15 protein-coding genes are annotated in these 19,146 nt (G+C 63.0%); 13 read left to right on the top strand and 2 right to left on the bottom strand.

Annotated elements, in window-relative coordinates; translation table 11 throughout:
• Positions 1-6: 6 nt before the first annotated feature.
• From ACN50D_RS07715 to ACN50D_RS07680, 8 genes are all read left to right on the top strand, one after another.
• Complete coding sequence (locus tag ACN50D_RS07715) at positions 7-1,020, top strand: ABC transporter permease (RefSeq protein WP_003940249.1); 1,014 nt, start codon at positions 7-9, stop codon at positions 1,018-1,020.
• Between the two features lies 1 nt (position 1,021).
• Positions 1,022-2,902, top strand: coding sequence for a dipeptide/oligopeptide/nickel ABC transporter permease/ATP-binding protein (locus ACN50D_RS07710; protein ID WP_225320135.1), 1,881 nt, complete (start codon positions 1,022-1,024; stop codon positions 2,900-2,902).
• Positions 2,899-3,690 (top strand): ABC transporter ATP-binding protein, encoded by a 792-nt coding sequence (locus tag ACN50D_RS07705; protein WP_003940215.1) that lies wholly within the window; start codon positions 2,899-2,901, stop codon positions 3,688-3,690. Before ACN50D_RS07710 ends, ACN50D_RS07705 begins: the two co-directional genes overlap by 4 nt.
• Complete coding sequence (locus ACN50D_RS07700; RefSeq protein WP_211920870.1) at positions 3,687-7,046, top strand: alpha/beta fold hydrolase; 3,360 nt, start codon at positions 3,687-3,689, stop codon at positions 7,044-7,046. Before ACN50D_RS07705 ends, ACN50D_RS07700 begins: the two co-directional genes overlap by 4 nt.
• Complete coding sequence (locus ACN50D_RS07695; protein ID WP_054187730.1) at positions 7,043-8,206, top strand: M20/M25/M40 family metallo-hydrolase; 1,164 nt, start codon at positions 7,043-7,045, stop codon at positions 8,204-8,206. The genes ACN50D_RS07700 and ACN50D_RS07695 overlap by 4 nt, the downstream gene beginning before the upstream one ends.
• On the top strand, positions 8,184-9,005 hold the full coding sequence (locus ACN50D_RS07690; RefSeq protein ID WP_007731362.1) for a GNAT family N-acetyltransferase: 822 nt from the start codon (positions 8,184-8,186) through the stop codon (positions 9,003-9,005). Before ACN50D_RS07695 ends, ACN50D_RS07690 begins: the two co-directional genes overlap by 23 nt.
• On the top strand, positions 8,995-10,128 hold the full coding sequence (menC, locus tag ACN50D_RS07685; protein ID WP_030535169.1) for an o-succinylbenzoate synthase: 1,134 nt from the start codon (positions 8,995-8,997) through the stop codon (positions 10,126-10,128). Before ACN50D_RS07690 ends, menC begins: the two co-directional genes overlap by 11 nt.
• Positions 10,129-10,251: 123 nt before the next feature.
• The gene (locus ACN50D_RS07680; protein WP_003940028.1) at positions 10,252-10,932 is read left to right on the top strand and encodes a 3'-5' exonuclease; all 681 of its coding nucleotides are present in this window, start codon (positions 10,252-10,254) and stop codon (positions 10,930-10,932) included.
• Between the two features lie 28 nt (positions 10,933-10,960).
• Here ACN50D_RS07680 and ACN50D_RS07675 read toward each other — a convergent pair whose 3' ends face one another.
• Entirely contained in the window at positions 10,961-12,388 is a 1,428-nt protein-coding gene (locus tag ACN50D_RS07675; RefSeq protein ID WP_116057885.1) for an amidase, read from the bottom strand.
• 115 nt (positions 12,389-12,503) lie between these two features.
• The gene (locus tag ACN50D_RS07670) at positions 12,504-13,370 is read right to left on the bottom strand and encodes a helix-turn-helix transcriptional regulator (RefSeq protein ID WP_058037699.1); all 867 of its coding nucleotides are present in this window, start codon (positions 13,368-13,370) and stop codon (positions 12,504-12,506) included.
• A 131-nt stretch (positions 13,371-13,501) separates the two neighbouring features.
• On the opposite strand from ACN50D_RS07670, the gene ACN50D_RS07665 reads away from it, so the two are divergent.
• The 5 genes from ACN50D_RS07665 to ACN50D_RS07645 all read left to right on the top strand — a co-directional run bounded on the left by ACN50D_RS07665 (position 13,502) and on the right by ACN50D_RS07645 (position 19,137).
• Positions 13,502-15,106, top strand: coding sequence for an acyl--CoA ligase family protein (locus ACN50D_RS07665; RefSeq protein ID WP_030535166.1), 1,605 nt, complete (start codon positions 13,502-13,504; stop codon positions 15,104-15,106).
• Positions 15,107-15,134: 28 nt separating this feature from the next.
• The gene (locus tag ACN50D_RS07660; RefSeq protein ID WP_003939674.1) at positions 15,135-15,827 is read left to right on the top strand and encodes a TetR family transcriptional regulator; all 693 of its coding nucleotides are present in this window, start codon (positions 15,135-15,137) and stop codon (positions 15,825-15,827) included.
• 159 nt (positions 15,828-15,986) lie between these two features.
• Positions 15,987-17,144 (top strand): acyl-CoA dehydrogenase, encoded by a 1,158-nt coding sequence (locus ACN50D_RS07655; protein ID WP_003939784.1) that lies wholly within the window; start codon positions 15,987-15,989, stop codon positions 17,142-17,144.
• An 86-nt stretch (positions 17,145-17,230) separates the two neighbouring features.
• A complete protein-coding gene (locus ACN50D_RS07650; RefSeq protein ID WP_003940434.1) occupies positions 17,231-18,079 on the top strand; it encodes a 3-hydroxybutyryl-CoA dehydrogenase in 849 nt (282 codons plus the stop codon).
• 164 nt (positions 18,080-18,243) lie between these two features.
• The gene (locus ACN50D_RS07645) at positions 18,244-19,137 is read left to right on the top strand and encodes an oxygenase MpaB family protein (RefSeq protein ID WP_211920872.1); all 894 of its coding nucleotides are present in this window, start codon (positions 18,244-18,246) and stop codon (positions 19,135-19,137) included.
• Positions 19,138-19,146: the final 9 nt, after the last annotated feature.

Below are 19,146 nucleotides of genomic sequence, written 5' to 3'. Positions count from 1 at the left end.
CAGCCCATGAGTCAAACTATTGAAGCCGCGAAACCAGAAGCGGCGCCTCAGGCTCGAGCAAAGTGGCTCGAGTCCGACAGCTGGCCCGCATATCTTCTGCGTCGTTTCGGCACCTTCGTGATTTCACTCTGGGCGCTGGTGACTGCGGCGTTCCTGATGCTCCAACTGATTCCGGGAGACCCGGTTCGGTTGGCACTGGGAATGAACGCACCGGTCGAACTGGTCGAGACAACGAGGTCTCAGCTCGGTTACGACCTTCCCTTGTGGCAGCAGTACTTCCGATTCGTCGGCGGGTTGCTGAGCGGGAATCCCGGTGACTCGATCACCTTGAGGACTCCGGTCTTCGAGGTGATCGCGTCCCGCCTACCGGCAACACTCGAACTGGCTGTACTCACAGTCGTCACGGTGCTGCTAGTGGGCATTCCGATCGGCCTCATCTTCGCTGCACTGACCCGCAACGGTCGACGACGCGGAGTCGAGATCGGTTACACCGCAACGTCGGGCACCATCGCCGTGATCCCCGAGTTCATGTTCGGTACGGCGCTGGTCTACCTCTTTGCCGTCACGTTCCCTGTTCTGCCCGTCGCCGGCCGAGGTGGACCGGAAAGCTACATCCTCCCGGTCGCGGCCATGTCGATCGGTGCCATCGCCTCGATGTCGCGCATCGTCCGTGCAGAGGCGCTCGGCGTGTTGGACATGGACTACATCCGTACGGCGCGCGCCAAGCGAATGCCCGTGGCACGAATCTACTTCCGTCATGCAATGCCCAACCTCATGACGTCGACGCTGACGCTCGCCGGACTCCTCCTGGGTGGTCTGATTGCCGGCACCGTGCTCATCGAGAGCATCTTCGCCTGGCCCGGCATGGGCATGGCGCTGGTCAAGTCCATCACCGAGAAGGACTACCCGCTCGCCCAGACACTGGTCGTGATCTACGGCGCCATCGTCCTTCTCATCAATTTCATCGTCGACGTGGTGCTCGCTCTCATCGACCCACGATCCACAATTCGGGAGAACTGAGTTGAGCACCTCACCTACGGCCCCCACTGCGGCCCCCAAGACGCCCCCGCGACGACACTGGATCGTCGGAACGTTCCGCACCCCATTGGGAATCCTGGCCCTCACCTTCCTGACCGCTCTGATCGCCCTCGTCATCTTCGGACCGATGATCTGGGGTGACGCCGCTGTCGCAGCCAACCCGAAGGCACTCTCTCAGGGACCGAGTTCCGAGCACATCTTCGGCACCGACGCCGGCGGGCGTGACGTCTTCGCCCGCACGATGACCGCCGCGAGACTGTCGGTGCTCATGGCTCTCGGAGCCGTCGCACTCGGTGTCACAATTGGCCTGATACTCGGTACGCTCCCGACGCTCGCTCCCCGCTGGGTCGGACGAATGGTCGTGGCATTCCTCAACTTCGCCATCGCATTCCCCGGACTGCTCCTCGCGATCTTCCTGTTGGTCGTTCTCGGACAGGGTGCTGGCAGCGCGGTGATCGCCATCGGTCTCGCCCTGGCCTCGCCGTTCGCGAGGTTGACGTACGCACTGGCTTCGTCGGTCAACGGACGCGACTTCATCGACGCAGCACGCATCCTCGGGGTTACCAAGCCGGGGCTGCTGTTCCGCCACATTCTCCCCAATATCCGTGAACCACTCATCGTCAATGCCAGCATCGCTGTCGGCAGCGGCCTCGTGGTCTTCGCCGGACTCTCGTTCCTCGGCTTGGGCATTCAGCCGCCTGCATTCGACTGGGGCCGGATGCTCAACGAAGGTCTGTCGAAGATCTTCGTCAACCCGGCCACCGCACTCGCCCCCGGCATCGCCGTCGTGCTCGCCGGCTTGACCTTCACGCTGCTCGGCGAGGCCATTGCTCGCGGCGCGGGAGTTCGCAGCCCGATCAGCAGTCGCCTGCCGAAGTGGAAGCCGATCAACCGGAAAACTGCCCAGGCCGATTCGGCGCCCACCGACGAAGACGCGGTACTGACCGTCCGCAACATGTCCGTCGCAGTCCCCGCGGGTGACGACTGGCGTCGCCCCGTCGACAACATCAGTTTTACAGTTCACCGCGGCGAAACCGTGGGCATCGTCGGTGAATCCGGGTCCGGAAAGTCACTGAGTTGCATGGCAATCGCGCAGCTGACCGACCACCCCACCGTGGTCGACGCCGGGCTCATCGAGTTCGACGGCACCGTGCTGATGAAGGACGGCAAGCGGCCGGACGACGCGGCTTCGCGCAAGGTTGCCCGCCAACTCGGCACACGTATGGCGATGGTGTTCCAGGATCCGATGTCGTCCATGAATCCGTCTCTCAAGGTCGGATACCAGGTCGCCGAGATCGGTTGGCTCCACGAAGGTATGAGCAAGGCCGACGCGAAGAAGGCGGCAGTCGAGCGACTGAACGCCGTCAAGATCCCCGACGCGCCCAGGCGTGCGAAGCAGTACCCCCACGAGTTCTCCGGCGGTATGCGTCAGCGCGCGATGATCGCCATGGGTCTGATGGGTAAGCCCGCTCTGATCATCGCGGACGAACCCACCACTGCGCTCGACGTGACCGTTCAGCGTGAGGTCCTCGGGCTGCTCCACGAGGTTCGCGAAGAAACCGGCGCCGCAATCCTTCTCATCTCGCACGACATGGCCGTCATCACCGGCATGTGCACCCGTGTCCTCGTCATGTTTGCCGGCGAAATCGTCGAAGACATCGCAGTCGACGATCTGATTGCCGGCCGTGCAAAGCATCCGTACACCCGCGCGCTGATCGCCGCGGTCCCCACCATGAGCACCGATCGCGACAAGCCGCTTGCCACCGTCGACGAAGCCTGGCAGGTGGAGAGCCTCGACGCCGAGGAGAGCACCGCCGACATCGAGTTGGAAGAACTGTTGGCTGTTGCAGAGGAGATCCGATGAGCAGACTCGAATTCCGTGACGTCAACGTCCACCTCGGTAGCGGTTCGAAAAAATTCCACGCCGTCAAGAACATCAATCTCGACATCCCCTCCGGATCGGTGGTCGGTCTCGTCGGTGAATCGGGTTCCGGAAAGTCGACACTGGCGCGAGCAACTGTCGGCCTGGCCGAGCCCAGTTCCGGCCAGATCCTTCTCGACGGTGTGGACGTCGCTCACGCCCGCGGCGCGACGGCTCGTCTGCGCCACCGGATCCAGATGGTCTTCCAAGATCCGTACTCGTGCCTCGACCCGCGAATGACCATCGGCCAGTCACTCGCCGAGGCGCTGCGGTCCACCGAGCGTCGTGACAAAGCTCGGCGCAGCCGCGGCGACCGCGCCGCCGAGGTCGCTCGACTCCTCACCACCGTCCAACTGCCGGTGGAGAAGGCGCACGAATACCCATCGTCGTTGTCGGGTGGTCAGCGCCAACGCGTTGCCCTCGCGCGGGCTTTGGCAGCCGCACCGGCAGTTCTGCTTGCCGACGAAATCACCTCCGCTCTGGACGTGTCCGTGCAGGGCGCGGTTCTGAATCTGTTGGTGGATCTGCAGAAGCAGCTTGGTCTGACGGTTCTGTTCGTCAGTCACAACCTGGCGGTGATCCGTTACGTCTGTGACCACGTCGCAGTCATGCTCGGCGGCGAGATCGTCGAGCACGGGCCGGTTCTCGACGTGATCGATTCGCCGAAGGAGCCGTACACGGCAAAGCTGTTGTCCGCGATCCCGACATTCGGGGAGCCGATGTTCCAATGACAACGCCGACCACTCTCGACTCCCCCGCTGCCGTAGCCCGTGCCGAAGAACGTCGTTCGGCGAGAATCCAGGATTACGCGTCCGTGGTTACACCGACCAGCATCGCCGTATCGGCGTCGGGACGCATTGCATACGTACGTACCGAATCGAATCCGGCTGCGGATACCAACGAGCACTCGATCTGGTTGGCTTCCCCGCAACTACAGCTCACCGCGGGACCTGCCGACACCTCGCCGGCCTGGCATCCCGTTTCGACGCTGTTGGTCTTCGTTCGGCCGGATTCCTCGGGCACACCACAACTGTGGAAGGTCGACGCCACCGGGGGTCCGGCAACACAGCTGACCACCACGGCGCAGCTCCCGCTCGGCGCGGGGGCACCGGTGTTCTCTCCCGACGGCGCTCGGATCGCCTTCAGCGCCCCCGTCGACCGCACTGCCGCCGGATCGTCATGCCTCTTGGTGGCGAAGCGCCTCAACTACAAGGTCGACGGATCCGGTGTCCGGGGCAGCGTTCGGGCGCACCTGTTCGAGTTCGATCTGGCCGCCGGCTCACTACGGCAGCTGACGGACGGCGATTGGGACGCTTCGCATCCCTCGTACAGTCCCGACGGCACCGAACTGGCTTTCACCGCGGCGATGGACGGCGACGCCGATCTGACGCGGGCGAGTTCCGCCTGGACCGTATCGCTGACTGATCTCGCCTCCGCTCCGCGGATGTTGGGGCAAGCACGCGGCATCGCAGGACCACTTGCATGGACACCTGCCGGCGACGCGGTCGTAACCGTCGGTTGGCACACACCGATCATTCACAACAACGAACTTCTTGTCCTGCACCGCGACCAGCGAGTGGAAGACCGCAGCCTGACGTCCGGACTCGACCGAAACGTCATGCCGGGCGGGACCGGTTATCCCGGTGGCGCACCGAGTTTCACCGCCGACGGCGACATCGTCTTCTGCATCCGCAACCACGGCTCCACCGAACTGCACAAGGTCGATTTCGGATCAGGCTCCGTCTCACCACTTCTCACCGGCGAGCGGACAGTGGTCTCAGGCCTTGCCCTGACGTCCGGGCGAGCCGTCGTCGCGCTGGCAACGGCGACATCCTTCGGCGAGGTCGCCGTCATCGACCTCGAGACTCGTGCAGTCGAAACCGTCACCGAATTGAACACGGAACTGACAACTTCCGTCGCGTTTCCAGTCGCCTCCGAGCGTTGGTTCGACATCAGCGACGGCACCCGTGTTCAGGGTTGGATCCTGCGCGACCCGAACGTCACGGGCGCCGGTCCGCTGGTTCTGGACGTCCACGGCGGACCACACAATGCCTGGACCGGAACGCCGACCGTGATGCACGCATACCACGCGGAACTGGTCGCGCTGGGATTCACGGTCTTGATGATCAATCCGCGCGGAAGTGACGGCTACGGAAACGACTTCTTCGACGGTGTGCGGGACGGCTGGGGTGAGGCGGATCGTGCCGACCTGCTCGAACCGGTCGAAACCCTTGTCGCCGAGGGGATGGCCGATCCGAAGCAACTGGTACTCACGGGCTACAGCTACGGCGGATTCATGACGTGCGCCCTGACGTCCGTCACCGATCGGTTTGCCGTCGCAGTCGCCGGTGGTCTCGTTTGCGACATCGCGAACACAGCCGGCCCCTCGGACGAGGGCATCTTGCTGCAGACGGTCGAATTCGACCCGCAGTCATCTCGGGTACGGGAACTTTCGCCGCTGGGGCGAGTCTCCCAGGTGACGACACCGACGCTGATCCTTCACGGCGGCAGCGACGTCCGTTGCCCGGTCAACCAGGCCGAACAGTGGTTCGGTGGACTGCGTTTGGCCGGCACCCCGACCGAGTTGGTGGTTTTCCCGGACGCGTCACATGCCTTCGTGTTGACGGGTCGGCCGTCCCACCGACTGGAGTACAGCACTCGTCTCGTCGACTGGATCGAACGGCACCTCTCCCCCAAGCCCGCACTGACCACGGTCGATCCCGACTACTGGCAGTACCGACTCGACACCCTGAGTGCGAAGTACGGGGTGCCCGGCGCCTCACTGGGAATTCTGACCACAACCCGCAGCGGATTCTCCCGCACCGTGGTCACGTCCGGTGTCGTCAGTACCCGCACCGGCGTCGCGGCTACGCCCGACACGCTGTTCCAGATGGGTTCGATCAGCAAGGTCTGGACGGCCACCCTGATCATGCAGCTCGTCGAAGAAGGATTGCTGGATCTCGACTCACCTGTCCGGAACATCCTGCCGGACTTCGCAGTTGCCGACGCGGTAGCCACCGAAACGGTCACGACTCGCCACCTGTTGACTCACACCAGTGGCATCGACGGTGACGTTTTCATCGACGGCGGGCGCGGCGACGACTGCGTCGAGCGATACGTCGCATCACTGAAATCAACGGTGCAGCTCTTCGCCCCCGGCACCGATTGGTCGTACTGCAACACCGGCTTCGTGATCGCCGGACGAATCATCGAGGTTCTCCGAGGTAAGAGTTGGGACGCGGTTCTGCGCGAGCGGATCATCGAACCGCTCGGCCTGACCAAAACCACGACCCTGCCTGAGGAGACGGCACTGCACCGCGCTGCAGTCGGGCACGTCGGCGGTGCCGACGACCTCGAGCAGACACCACAGTTCCTCATCCCCCGCTCGATGGGCCCCGCCGGCCTCATCAACAGCACGGCCGAAGATCTACTCCTGTTCGCTCAGGACTCGATGCGCGAGGACCCGGTTCTCCTTCGGCGTTCCACTCATCTGGCGATGCTCGAGGAGCGCCGCCAGATCGGTGACGTGTCGTCAGCGGACATCATGGGAACCACGTGGTTGCTGCACAATTGGGGCGGTGTACTGGCTCATGGCCACAATGGCGGAACTCTCGGCCAGCAGTCGTTCTTGCGAGTGGTGCCGTCGTGCGGTCTAGCCGTGGTCCTGATGGCCAACGGTGGAGCAATGGACGCTCTCTCCGGCGATCTTCTGGCTGAAGTAATCGGTTCCATAGGCGGCGTCAGTGTGACACCGGCATTCTCGCCTGGTGACCCCCACACCCGCGTCACGTCCTCACCTGAAGAACTCGATGCGCTGTGCGGCCTGTACCGCGATGCCGCAGCCGATTTCGTCTTGGAAAGGACCGGCGGTTCCCTGACCGCCCGCCGCACCGATCACATCGACCCTTCGGTCACCGCCGAAAGCGCAGAGTCCGTCTCTCTCAGCCTGATCGAAGTTCACCCTGGAGTGTTCGGGACCCGACTCCCTCAATCAGCAGGTTGGATCCGGATCACTTTCTCCGACAACGGGAGTACACAATTGCTACACGTCGGAAGCCGCGCGTATCCGCGAGTGAACAACCGATGACCATTCTCCGCGATCTGGCCGAGCGCCAACTTCCTCAGATCCTCGAGGACGCCATCGCGCTCATCGAAGTCGAGTCGCCGTCACACGATCTCGAAGCTGTTGCCCGCAGCGCGAAGTGGACGTCAGATCTTGTCCACGAACGACTCGGCGTGACACCGGAGTCGATAGTGACGGAAGGCCGAACCCATCTGGTGACCCGTTTCGGCAGCTCACCGACGCGGTTGATGCTGCTCGGTCATCATGACACCGTGTGGCCGATCGGCACCCTGACACGCCTGCCCGCAGCCGTCACCGACGGAGCGCTCCGAGGTCCGGGCGGACTCGACATGAAACTTGGTGTCGTTCAGGCAATCCACGCCCTCGCTATCGTCCGGGAGCTGCACGGCGACGATGCACTCGACGGAATCACACTCCTCGTGACCGGTGACGAAGAAATCGGTTCACCCACGTCGCGGTCCCTCATCGAGGAACTTGCGGCAGGCGCGGTACTGGTTCTCGAGGCCGGCGGTGACGGTGGCGAACTGAAGACTGTCCGCAAGGGGGTGTCGCTGTATCGGATCCATGTTGCCGGTCGCGCCGCCCACGCCGGGCTGGAGCCGGAAAAAGGCATCAACGCTGCAGTAGAACTGGCTCGTCTCGTGATCGCGATCAACGACTTGTCCTCGCCGGCACAGGCAACCACCGTCACCCCGACTGTCATTTCAGCCGGAACCACAACCAACACCGTTCCGGCAGAAGCCTTCGTCGACGTGGACGTGCGCGCAACCAGCGCCGCCGAGCAGGAGCGCGTCGATGCGAATATCCGAGCCCTGCAGGCAATCCACCCCGAAGCCGTAGTCACGGTCTCGGGTGGTGTCAACCGTCCACCTCTCGAAGCGACGATGTCCGCACCGTTGCTGGCGTTGGCGGAACGCGTTGCGCTCGAGCATGATCTGACTCCGCTCGTCGGCCTCGCCGTCGGCGGAGCCTCGGACGGAAACTTCACTGCCGGTATCGGTATCCCCACCCTCGACGGCCTCGGTGGCGTCGGCGGCGGTGCACACGCCGAGACCGAGCATGCGCTCGTGTCCGCAATCGCTCCGAGGACGGCGTTGGTTGCGGGCCTTATTCGTTCGATCACGTCTGAAGGGGGCCCTCGTGTCGAAAAGCAAAGCGGTTGAGTTTCGAGAACTGGTCGATACCCGCGAAATAGCCGATCTATCCGCCGTTTTCGACGAGATCTGGGCTACCAGTCCCGGACCGGCTCATTTCGGCACTGCGATGTTGGTTGCGCTTCACCACGGTGGTCACTACGTGGTGGGAGCCTTTTCCGAAGGCGAAATGATCGGTGGTTGCGTCGGATTCTTCGTCGAGCCTCTCGGCGAGGTTCTGCACTCACACATCGCCGGAGTACTACCGGGACACGCAGGCAAGGGAATCGGCCGCGCCCTCAAGCATCATCAGCGAGACTGGTGCATCGAGCGCGGCGTCAGGACGATCCGGTGGACCTTCGATCCACTGGTCGCACGAAATGCCTATTTCAACATTCAGCGTCTCGGAGCCGAACCGGCCGAATACAACCCGGATTTCTACGGGTCGATGGCAGACGGAATCAACGCAGGCGACGCCAGCGATCGTATGCTCGTCAGTTGGGACCTCGACGTCGATGGATCTCCGAGTTCTACTGTGGCCGTGAATGATACATTCAAGGTGCTTCAACCCACCGAAGACGGTACGCCTCGAATGCTCCCGATCCCACCCGACTGCGTCGATATCGCAGTCGGAATACCCAGAGACATCGAGCATCTGAGAACAGTCGACCGCGCCTCTGCCTTTGCCTGGCGACACGCGCTTCGCGAGTACCTCGAACCACTGATCGCCTCGAAGGAATGGCAATCGACCGGCTTCGACCCCAGCGGCTATTACATGTTCACGAAAATCTGCGAGACAACCGGAGAAGAGCAAGTCCATGCACATTGAGTCCGTCGAATTGCGCGAACTGCGCATCCCTCTCGTCTCCCCCTTCACCACGTCATTCAGCACCCAGCTCGAGCGCAACACCCTCGTCCTGAAAGTAAGCGGCACCACCGACGGCCCCAACGGTCCGGTGGAGACCGTCGGCTGGGGCGAGTGCGGCTCGCTCAGCGATCCGTACTACAACTCCGAATACACCGCTGGTGCGCGGGCGATGCTTCGCGAGTATCTCGTTCCGACGCTGCGTAAGTCGCAGTCGGATCAGCCGCTCTCGGCCGAGACGGTCGGCAGCGTACTTCACCACGTCGTGGGTCACCAGATGTCGAAGTCGGCTATCGAAATGGCAATCCTCGATGCTGAATTGCGGGCTCGTGGACAGTCTTTCGCTCGGTACCTCGGTGCCACTCGCACTCGGGTGCCCTCGGGAGTGTCCGTCGGCATCCAGGACAGCATTCCGCAGCTACTCGAAACCGTCGGCAACTATCTGTCGCAGGGTTACGTGCGAATCAAGCTGAAGATCAAGCCGGGCTGGGACATCGCTCCCGTGGCTGCGGTGCGCAAGGAGTTCGGCTACGACGTTCCTCTGCAGGTCGACGCGAATGCCGCGTACACCCTCGTCGACGCGCAGTTGCTGCGCCGCCTGGACGAATTCGCATTGCTCCTCATCGAACAGCCGCTGGCCGAGGACGATTTGGTGCAGCACGCCAAGCTCGCCCAGTCCCTCTCGACTCCGATCTGCCTCGACGAGTCGGTCGAGTCGGCCAAGGATGCGGCGGATGCCATCACGCTCGGTGCCGCTTCGGTCATCAACATCAAGCCGAGCCGTGTCGGTGGATATCTGGAAGCCAAGCGCATCCACGATCTCGCCTCGGCACACGGTATTGCGGTGTGGTGCGGCGGAATGCTCGAGACCGGAATCGGCCGCGCCGCCAACGCGGCCCTCGCGGCGCTGGACGGGTTCACGCTGCCCGGCGACATCTCGGCTTCCGATCGCTTCTACAAGGAGGACATCACCGAACCGTTTGTCATCGAGGACGGCCACATCGCTGTGCCGCAGGGACCGGGCTTCGGTGTGACTCCACGTGAAGACGTCATGGATCGCTTCACGGTCGGAACCGAGATTCTGTAGGTCCGTCACACAGTCACGCAGCAGCCACCTCCACCTTCACCCCGGAGGTGGCTGTTCGTCGTTTGTGTCAGTAGGGAGGTGCATAGTGATTCGGACATGACGTTCTGCACCGAAAGGCCCCCGATGAGTAGCTGGTCCGATCGCCCGATCTGCGCGTTCGACCTCGAGACCACGGGGCGGGATCCGTCGACCGCTCGTATCGTCAGTGCCTGCGTCGCGGTGATCGACGGTTCGAGTGTCGAAACACGCACGTGGCTACTCGATCCCGGCGTCGACATCCCCGCCGGCGCCTCGGCTGTTCACGGCATCAGCACCGAGTTCGCGGCGCAACACGGCCAGGATTATTCCGAGGGCTACGAAGAGATTCGCGAGGCTCTGCACAATTCCTGGGCGCGCGATCACGCCGTCGTGGCGTTCAATGCCTCCTATGATCTGACGGTCATGCATGCCGAGGGTCTGCGCATCGGCAAGCCTGCATTCGTTCCGGGGTTGGTGATCGATCCGTACGTGATCGATCGGGCGATGGATACGTTCCGCAAGGGCAAGCGAACGCTTGCGGCCGTGTGCGAGCACTACGGAATTTCATTGGAGTCGGCGCACGAAGCCGAGGCCGATGCCAAAGCTGCGGCAGCGTTGGCCCGCGAGTTGGCCGTGCGGTTCCCCGACATCCTGGGGCTCGATCTCATGGTCGATCAAGCCGATTGGCACGCCGAGCGGCAACGCGATTTCGCCGAGTACCTTCTCAGCCAAGGGAGGGACGTGGCAGATGTGAACGGCCAGTGGCCGATTCGCATCATCGCCTGACGTCCTCCCCGGCTCGGACGACCGCGCGCTACGCCGGGACCGGCGGCCACACCGGCGCAATGGACCACGGACGGGCTGTTTCGAGCTGCGACGCAACCTGAATCAGCAGATCTTCACGGCCGAACGCGCCGACCAACTGCACGCCGATCGGAACGCCGGCCGAGTCATGACCCATCGGCAAGGAAATCGCCGGCTGACCTGAACTGTTGAACGGACTGGTCAAGCCGCTGTACCCGGCCGAATGCTCCCAGATCGACATAGGATTCGCCGTATCGAGCAGACCGAGCGGAGCTGCCGGCCGAGCCATCGTCGGAGTCAGCAACAGGTCGTGATCGACAAAGAACGCACCGATCACCTGGGCGGCCCGCTCGAGTTCCTGCAATGCCTTGACAACGTTCGTCGCACTTTCGGACTTCGCGCGGTCGTAGATCATCCGCGCCATCGGCTCGAGGTCGTCGTCGCGGATCGCGCGATTCAGGGCGTCGAGTCGTTCGTCGACCTCGATCGTCATCGGAATGCCCATCAACACCGAAAGCCCGGCAGTGAGCGCATCGAGCGGAAAGTTCGGGGCACTCTCGGTGACATCGTGACCGAGTTCTTCGAGCAGGCCGGCAACACCGGTCGCGACGGCCGAGCACTCCGGGTCCACCGGTGTGCCGTCAGGAAGAGCGTTACTCAGACCGATCCGCAACCGTCCGGGATCGGCACCCACTTCCTCGATGTACGGCCGCTTCGGCGCCAGGATCACGTAAGGATCGCCCACTGTCGGCCCGGCGGACAGATCGAGAAGCAGCGCAGTGTCGCGGACACTTCGGGTGAGCGCGTGATGAACACTCATCGGCGACGAGAAGAGCGTGCGCGCCGGTGCCGTCGGAGTACGTCCTCGGCTCGGCTTGAGGCCTACCAGGCCGCAGGCCGATGCGGGAATACGGATCGATCCACCACCGTCGCTGGCATGCCCGCCTGGCACAATCCCGACGGCAACAGCTACAGCCGTGCCACCCGAAGATCCGCCGGGCGAACGATCAAGGGCGTAAGGGTTACGGGTGGGTCCGAACAGCGCAGGTTCGGTACTCGCGTTCTTGCCGAACTCCGGGGTGTTCGTCTTGCCGATGACAACCAGACCAGCCTGGCGGTAGCGCTCGACGAGCGTCGAATCATTTTCTGCCACAGCGTCGGCGAACAATCGAGATCCATTGGTGCTCGGCAATCCTGCCACATCCATGCCGAGGTCTTTGATCACGAACGGGACGCCGTGCAGTGGGCCGTCCGGCAGGCCGCCTGATACCTCGTTGCGCGCTTCCTCTCGACGCTCACTGATCACCGCGTTGACTGCCGGGTTGCGCTCGTCGAGCCTGTCCAGACTGAACTCGAGGACTTCCTTGGCGGAGACGTCGCCGCTCTTGATCGCTTCGGCCAGGCCGGTCATGTCGTTGTTGTCGAACAAATCCTGCATCGATGCCCTCATCACTCGTGTCGAACTCTGCCGATAGTGAGGTCCGTCATATCAACCGGAGCGGCGACGCAGTTCCGAAATTCCGCTTGGCGGGACCGATCAGAGAATCAAGCCCTCACAGAATCAAACCCTGCCGCCGCGCTTCCACGACCGCTTCGTGACGACTGCGGACGTCGAGTTTTCCCATCAGATTCCTCATGTACGTCTTGATCGTTTCGACGCTCAGGGACAACCTCTCGGCGATCTCGGCATTGCGCAGTCCGAGAGCGACGTACCCCATCACCTCCCGCTCGCGTGGCGACAGGACAACGGTGTTCGCGACTGGAGTGTTCGCGGAAGGTTTCGGCGACGCCAACGACCGCAACTTTGCCTCGACCGCGAGGACCTGCGCGCTGAGAGCCATGTCCTCGAGGTTCGCCGCGATCTCGCCGAGCGCCAGGACGCTCTCGGTCAACCCTTCGGATATCTGGGCATCGCGGTTCGAACCATGTTCCACCGCAGCGGTATCGAGCATCGCCACCCGACGATCCACTTCGTCGCGAATCTCGAATTCGCGGGCCAACGCGTACGACGATCGCATCATCGTCTCTGCGATCACGTCGCCGATCGGCAGGTTGGCACGCAGTCCTCCGTAGATCGCTCCGCGAGTAACCCCGCGTACGACGATGGGGACTGCCATCAAGGATTCGATCGCTTCGGTGCCCACTTCGTAGTCGTAGTCGTGAGTGATGTGCGACGAGTTCGCGTAGTCCTGGACCGCGCCCGGTCGTTGTTCTGCGATCGCCCGACCGCCGAGTCCGCATTCGGCGTCGATCCGCAGGTTTCGCAGGATGTTGCTGCGCGTGCCGACGTGACCGGTGATGGTCAGCGACCGGTCGCTGACGCAGCCGCCGAACAGAACCGGCAACTCGGTTTTGGGGTGCAGCCGACGCAGTTCGGCGCGCAACGCGTCGTCGTCGCTCGGTCTCAGTACCCTGTTCACTCTCACCTCCACGTACCCAATTCAGAGGGTAGCGGCACCTTTGGCTGGGCAATAGCGTGCATCCAGGCCATTTGTAGTGCCGATCACACTTATCGTGACACCAACCGTGCCACGTCGCCTTCGGAGGAACCGTGTCTGTCCCGACAGCTGTTGCAGCCAACAACACCCCGCTCAGTCCGCTGCGTTTTCTCGAGCGCAGCGCCGCGGTGTTCCCCGAGCGCACCGCCGTCGTTCACGGCGACCGGACCTACTCGTACCGAGAGTTCGGTGACGAGGTCGCGGCTCTGGCCCGCGTCCTGCGTGAACGCATTCAGCCCGGTGACCGCGTCGCATACCTGGCGCCGAACGTACCCGAGATGCTGTTCGCGCATTTTGCCGTTCCCCTCGCCGGCGGGGTCCTGATCGCCCTGAACTCACGCCTCGCCGGTCCCGAACTCGAATACATTCTCGATCACTCGGGAACCACGATCCTGTTCGTGGACTCCGAATTCGTCGGTTCGGTCACCTCGTCCAAGGCAAACGTGGGGAGCCTGCGTGAGATCGTCGAGATCCCGGACTCCACCGTCCCCTATCCGGACGTTCCCACCGGAATCGTCACCGGGCAGTACGCCGATCTGATTGCCGAAGGCGAAGCTCTCTCCGATCAGCCACTGCACTGGGGCGTCGACGACGAGCAGCAGTGCATCGCCATCAACTACACCTCGGGCACCACCGGAAAACCCAAGGGCGTCATGTACTCCCACCGCGGGGCGTACCTGAACTCGCTCGGCGAGACATTCCACAACGGCTTCGACGGAGCGACGAAGTATCTGTGGACACTGCCGATGTTCCACTGCAACGGGTGGTGCACGCCGTGGGCCGTCACTCAGGCCGCGGGCACACACATCTGCCTGCGCGCGGTCCGCGCCGATGCGATCTGGGACGCCATCGACAATCTGGGCGTGACACATCTGTGCGGCGCTCCTACCGTCTGCTCCACCATCGCCGACGCAGACCAGGCCCACAAGGTCGACGCCTTGCGCATCACCACCGCCGGCGCTCCCCCGTCACCGACGATCATCGGAAAACTCGAAGACATCGGTGTCACCGTCGTTCACGTCTACGGCCTCACCGAGGTATACGGCCCCTACACGATCTGCGAATACCAGGAAGCCTGGGACGACAAGCCGCAGTCCGAGCGCGCCGCACTTCTCTCTCGTCAGGGAGTCGGCATGGTGCAGGCCGAAAATGCTCGCGTTGTCGATGCCGAGATGAACGACGTCCCCGCCGACGGCCAGACCATGGGTGAGATCGTGCTCCGCGGCAACAACGTGATGCTCGGGTACTACCGCGACGAGGCCGCGACAGCCGAAGCATTTGCCGGTGGTTGGTTCCATTCCGGCGACCTCGGCGTCATGCATCCCGACGGATACATCCAGCTCAAGGACCGCGCGAAGGACATCATCATCTCAGGCGGCGAGAACATCTCCACCGTCGAGGTCGAGCAGGCGATCATGAGTCACCCCGCGGTGATCGACGTGGCAGTCGTCGGCGTTCCGGACGAGAAGTGGGGCGAGCGCCCGAAGGCATTCGTGGTGCTGGGCAAGGGATTACAGGCATCCGCCGAAGACATCGTCGAGCACACCCGCACTTTGCTGGCCGGGTACAAGGTTCCCCGCGACATCGTCTTCCCGCTCGACCTTCCTCGCACCCCCACCGGCAAGGTTCTCAAGTTCCAGCTACGCGCCGACAACTGACGCCGACGAAACCTGGATACTTGCATCCATGACCGAGCGCTCCGATGTACCCGGAACTGACCCCGCACAGTTTCGGGTACACGTCGCGTCTCAAGCGATCCGGTTGTTCTCGGAGAACGGGTACGAAGCCACCACCGTCGAGCAGATCGCCGCTGCCGCCGGCGTGTCGCGTCGGACGTTCTTCCGGCAGTTCCGCTCCAAGGAAGACGTGATCTTCGCCGATCACGAGTCCCTCCTCGAACACGTCGCAGAGTTCCTCGCGTCCGATTCCGCCGACCCCTGGGCGTCCGTGTGCGAGGCCGCGGGACTGGTCTTCGATTTCTTCCGCAGGAACCGAGACCTGTCGATGCGGCGATACCGCGTCGTACAGCATGTTCCGGCTCTTCGCGACCGCGAACTCGTCACCGGATTCCGCTACGAGCGCCTCTTCGTCGACTACCTGCGCAGCGCTGTGCCCCGCGAACCTGTCCTCGAGGTTGTCGGTTTTGCCGCAGCTGTCACCGCGTGCCACAACTACCTCTTGCGAAGCATGATCAAAGGCGACGAGGACGCCACAGCTGACGCACTAAGTCAGGCATTGCTCGACGTTCGGCGGACGTACGGCGTGGCACCCGGGTCCAAGACCAGCACGCCAGAATCGAAGTCCGTGCTGGTAGTAGCCTTTCCCCCGGGCACGTCCGCTGATGAGATCAGCAGAAAAATCCACGAACAACTCGGCTGACACTGCTCGTGCACCGAAACTTCACACACCCATCCCTTGACCTGGCACTCAGTGCCGTGTTTGACTGGGGTCATGGGCACCGGTCTGTCCGCGAATCTCGCTGGTAACGCCGGAGCCGCACCGACCGCCTTCAAGCCACCTTCACCAAGGAGCGTTCCCATGGCAGGAAACCCGGATTTCAATCTCTTCGCACTGAACGAAGAGCACGACGAACTGCGGGCTGCTATCCGCGGACTCTCCGAGAAGGAAATCGCGCCGTACGCCAAGGACGTCGACGAGAACGCACGTTTCCCCGAGGAAGCGCTCACCGCTCTCAACGCGTCGGGCTTCAACGCCATCCACGTTCCCGAGGCTTACGACGGCCAGGGCGCCGATTCCGTCGCCACCTGCATCGTCATCGAGGAAGTCGCCCGCGTCTGTGGCTCCTCCTCGCTGATCCCCGCTGTGAACAAGCTCGGCACCATGGGCCTGATCCTCAAGGGTTCCGAAGAGCTCAAGTCCAAGGTGCTCCCAGACCTCGTCAACGGCGGAATGGCGTCGTACGCACTGTCCGAGCGTGAAGCCGGATCCGACGCCGCTTCGATGCGTACCCGCGCAAAGGCTGACGGCGACGACTGGATCCTCAACGGCTCCAAGTGCTGGATCACCAACGGCGGCAAGTCCACCTGGTACACCGTCATGGCTGTCACCGATCCCGACAAGGGCGCAAACGGCATCTCCTCCTTCATGGTCCACAAGGACGACGAGGGCTTTGTCGTCGGACCGAAGGAAAAGAAGCTCGGCATCAAGGGCTCCCCCACCGCCGAGCTGTACTTCGAGAACTGCCGCATCCCCGGCGACCGCATCATCGGCGAACCGGGCACCGGCTTCAAGACGGCACTCGAGACCCTCGACCACACGCGTCCCACCATCGGTGCTCAGGCTGTCGGCCTGGCCCAGGGCGCACTCGACGCGGCTCTGGCATACACCAAGGATCGCAAGCAGTTCGGCAAGTCCATCAGCGACTTCCAGGCTGTTCAGTTCATGCTCGCGGACATGGCGATGAAGGTCGAAGCCGCACGTCTGATGGTTTACACCTCCGCAGCACGCGCCGAGCGCGGCGAGAAGAACCTCGGCTTCATCTCCGCTGCGGCGAAGTGCTTCGCTTCGGACGTTGCCATGGAGGTCACCACCGACGCCGTGCAGCTGTTCGGTGGCGCCGGCTACACCACCGACTTCCCGGTCGAGCGCATGATGCGCGACGCCAAGATCACGCAGATCTACGAAGGCACCAACCAGATTCAGCGCGTCGTGATGTCGCGTGCGCTGTTGAAGTAAGGCACTTCGCGCCCCTGTGCGCCTTTCTGGTAGTTCTGACTACCGGAACGGCGCACAGGGGCTTGCCCCTAATTTTGAGGAGAATTGTGGAACTCGTAGGCGTAATCGGCGGCGGCACCATGGGTGCCGGCATTGCCGAAGTTTGTGCAAAAGCCGGTAGCTCGGTACTGGTGCTCGAAACCAAAGAAGAATTTGCCGCCGCTGCTCGCGAACGGATCGCCAAGTCGATCAACCGCGGCGTCGCCAAGGGCAAGATCACCCAGGAAGAAGCCGACGCCGCGATCGCACGCGTCCGCGTCACCTTGGACATGGAAGAGTTCGCCGATCGCGATCTGGTGATCGAAGCTGCTCCCGAGATCGAAGCTCTCAAGTACGAGATCTTCGGCAAGCTCGACAAGATCGTCAAGCCTGCAGGCATTCTGGCGACCAACACCTCGTCGATCCCCGTCATCAAGATCGCCAAGGCCACCTCGCGCCCCGGCCAGGTTGTCGGCGTTCACTTCTTCAACCCCGTGCCGGTCATGCCGCTCGTGGAGATCGTGGTCAGCCTGACGACGTCCGAAGAGACCGTTCTCGCCGTCACCGACTACGCCAAGAACACCTTGCGCAAGAAGACGGTTCGCGCGGGCGACCGTTCGGGCTTCATCGTCAACGCTCTGCTCATCCCGTACCTGTGCCAGGCTGTCCGGATGCTCGAATCCGGCTACGCCACAGCAGAAGACATCGACGAGGCCATGAAGGGCGGCTGCGGCTACCCGATGGGCCCGCTGACGCTGCTCGACACCGTCGGTCTCGACATTGCCCTCGCAGCGGCAGAGTCCCTGTACGCGGAATTCGCAGAACCGCACTACGCTCCGCCGGCGCTGCTTCGCCGCATGGTCGACGCCGGTCGCCTCGGCAAGAAGACCGGTCGCGGCTTCTACGAATACGCCTGAGTCTGACCGCTTCACTCTTCCGGCCCCTCACCTGTTGCAGGTGAGGGGCCGGAGTTGTTTTCGGGCAGATCTAGCCGAATCCATTGACAAATTCGCGCGGCGCAGCAAAAGTCACCATTTGACAACAACCGTTGTCACATGAACGCAGGCGGAGGGTCAACCAGATGAGCAGCGATGCGGACACAGGTACTCGTCGGCCGAAGCCCCGGGAACTGCCAGCGCCCCGGGCCCTGCGAGCAGATCCGATCGGCCCCGGTTCCCTGACGTGGACACACTTCGGCGACGTTCGCGGTCTGCTGTATCTCGGACGCGCAGGCACGCTGCAGAACATGCATCCCGCGGTAAGTGGAGCGCTGCAGGACCATTCGAATTTTTTCGACAACCCGCTCGACCGCCTGTTCCGCTCACTGCCGCCCATCTACGGCGTCGTGTACGACCGGACCGAAGAGGGCACAGGCACGCTCGTTCGCAACTTCCACACCGATCTCAAAGGAATCGACGAAACCGGCGGGCGCTACCACGCCCTCGCTCCTGACACTTTCTGGTGGACACACGTCACGTTCTTCGAGGTGATACTCGATTTCAACGAGCGATTCGCGTACAAGAAGTTCACGGCGGAGCAGAAGGACCAACTTGTCCGTGAGGCCGTAACTTGTTGGCGCTGTTACGGACTCACCGATCGACCGGCTTTCGACGACTACGTCAGCTTCCGCACGTATTGGGAAGACATGCTCGACAACCACCTGATCAACACCCACACCACAAAATGGTCGACGCGCATCGCCGAGCACGACATCGCACCGGCTCCGAAGGTTCCGACGTGGCTGTGGCGTCTTAGCTCTCGCCCCACGATGGCCGTGGCGAACTGGATCGGCAAGGCACTGATGCCGGAGAAGGCACGCAAGACCCTTGAATGGGAATGGACGCCGCGCGACGAACGGATGTACTTCTGGTTCGCCCGCTTCCTGACATTGACAGATCGGTTCTGGCATCTGCTGCCGCTACGACTGCGGTATGCGCCGCGCGCCTACTCGGGCATCCGCGCGCAGGGTCTGTGAGCACTCGTC

Source organism: Rhodococcus sp. SB1D (assembly GCF_048573875.1).
Lineage (GTDB): Bacteria > Actinomycetota > Actinomycetes > Mycobacteriales > Mycobacteriaceae > Rhodococcus_F > Rhodococcus_F qingshengii.
The sequence above is the reverse complement of the archived record's forward strand: the minus strand, read 5'-3'. Positions and strand labels throughout refer to the sequence as shown.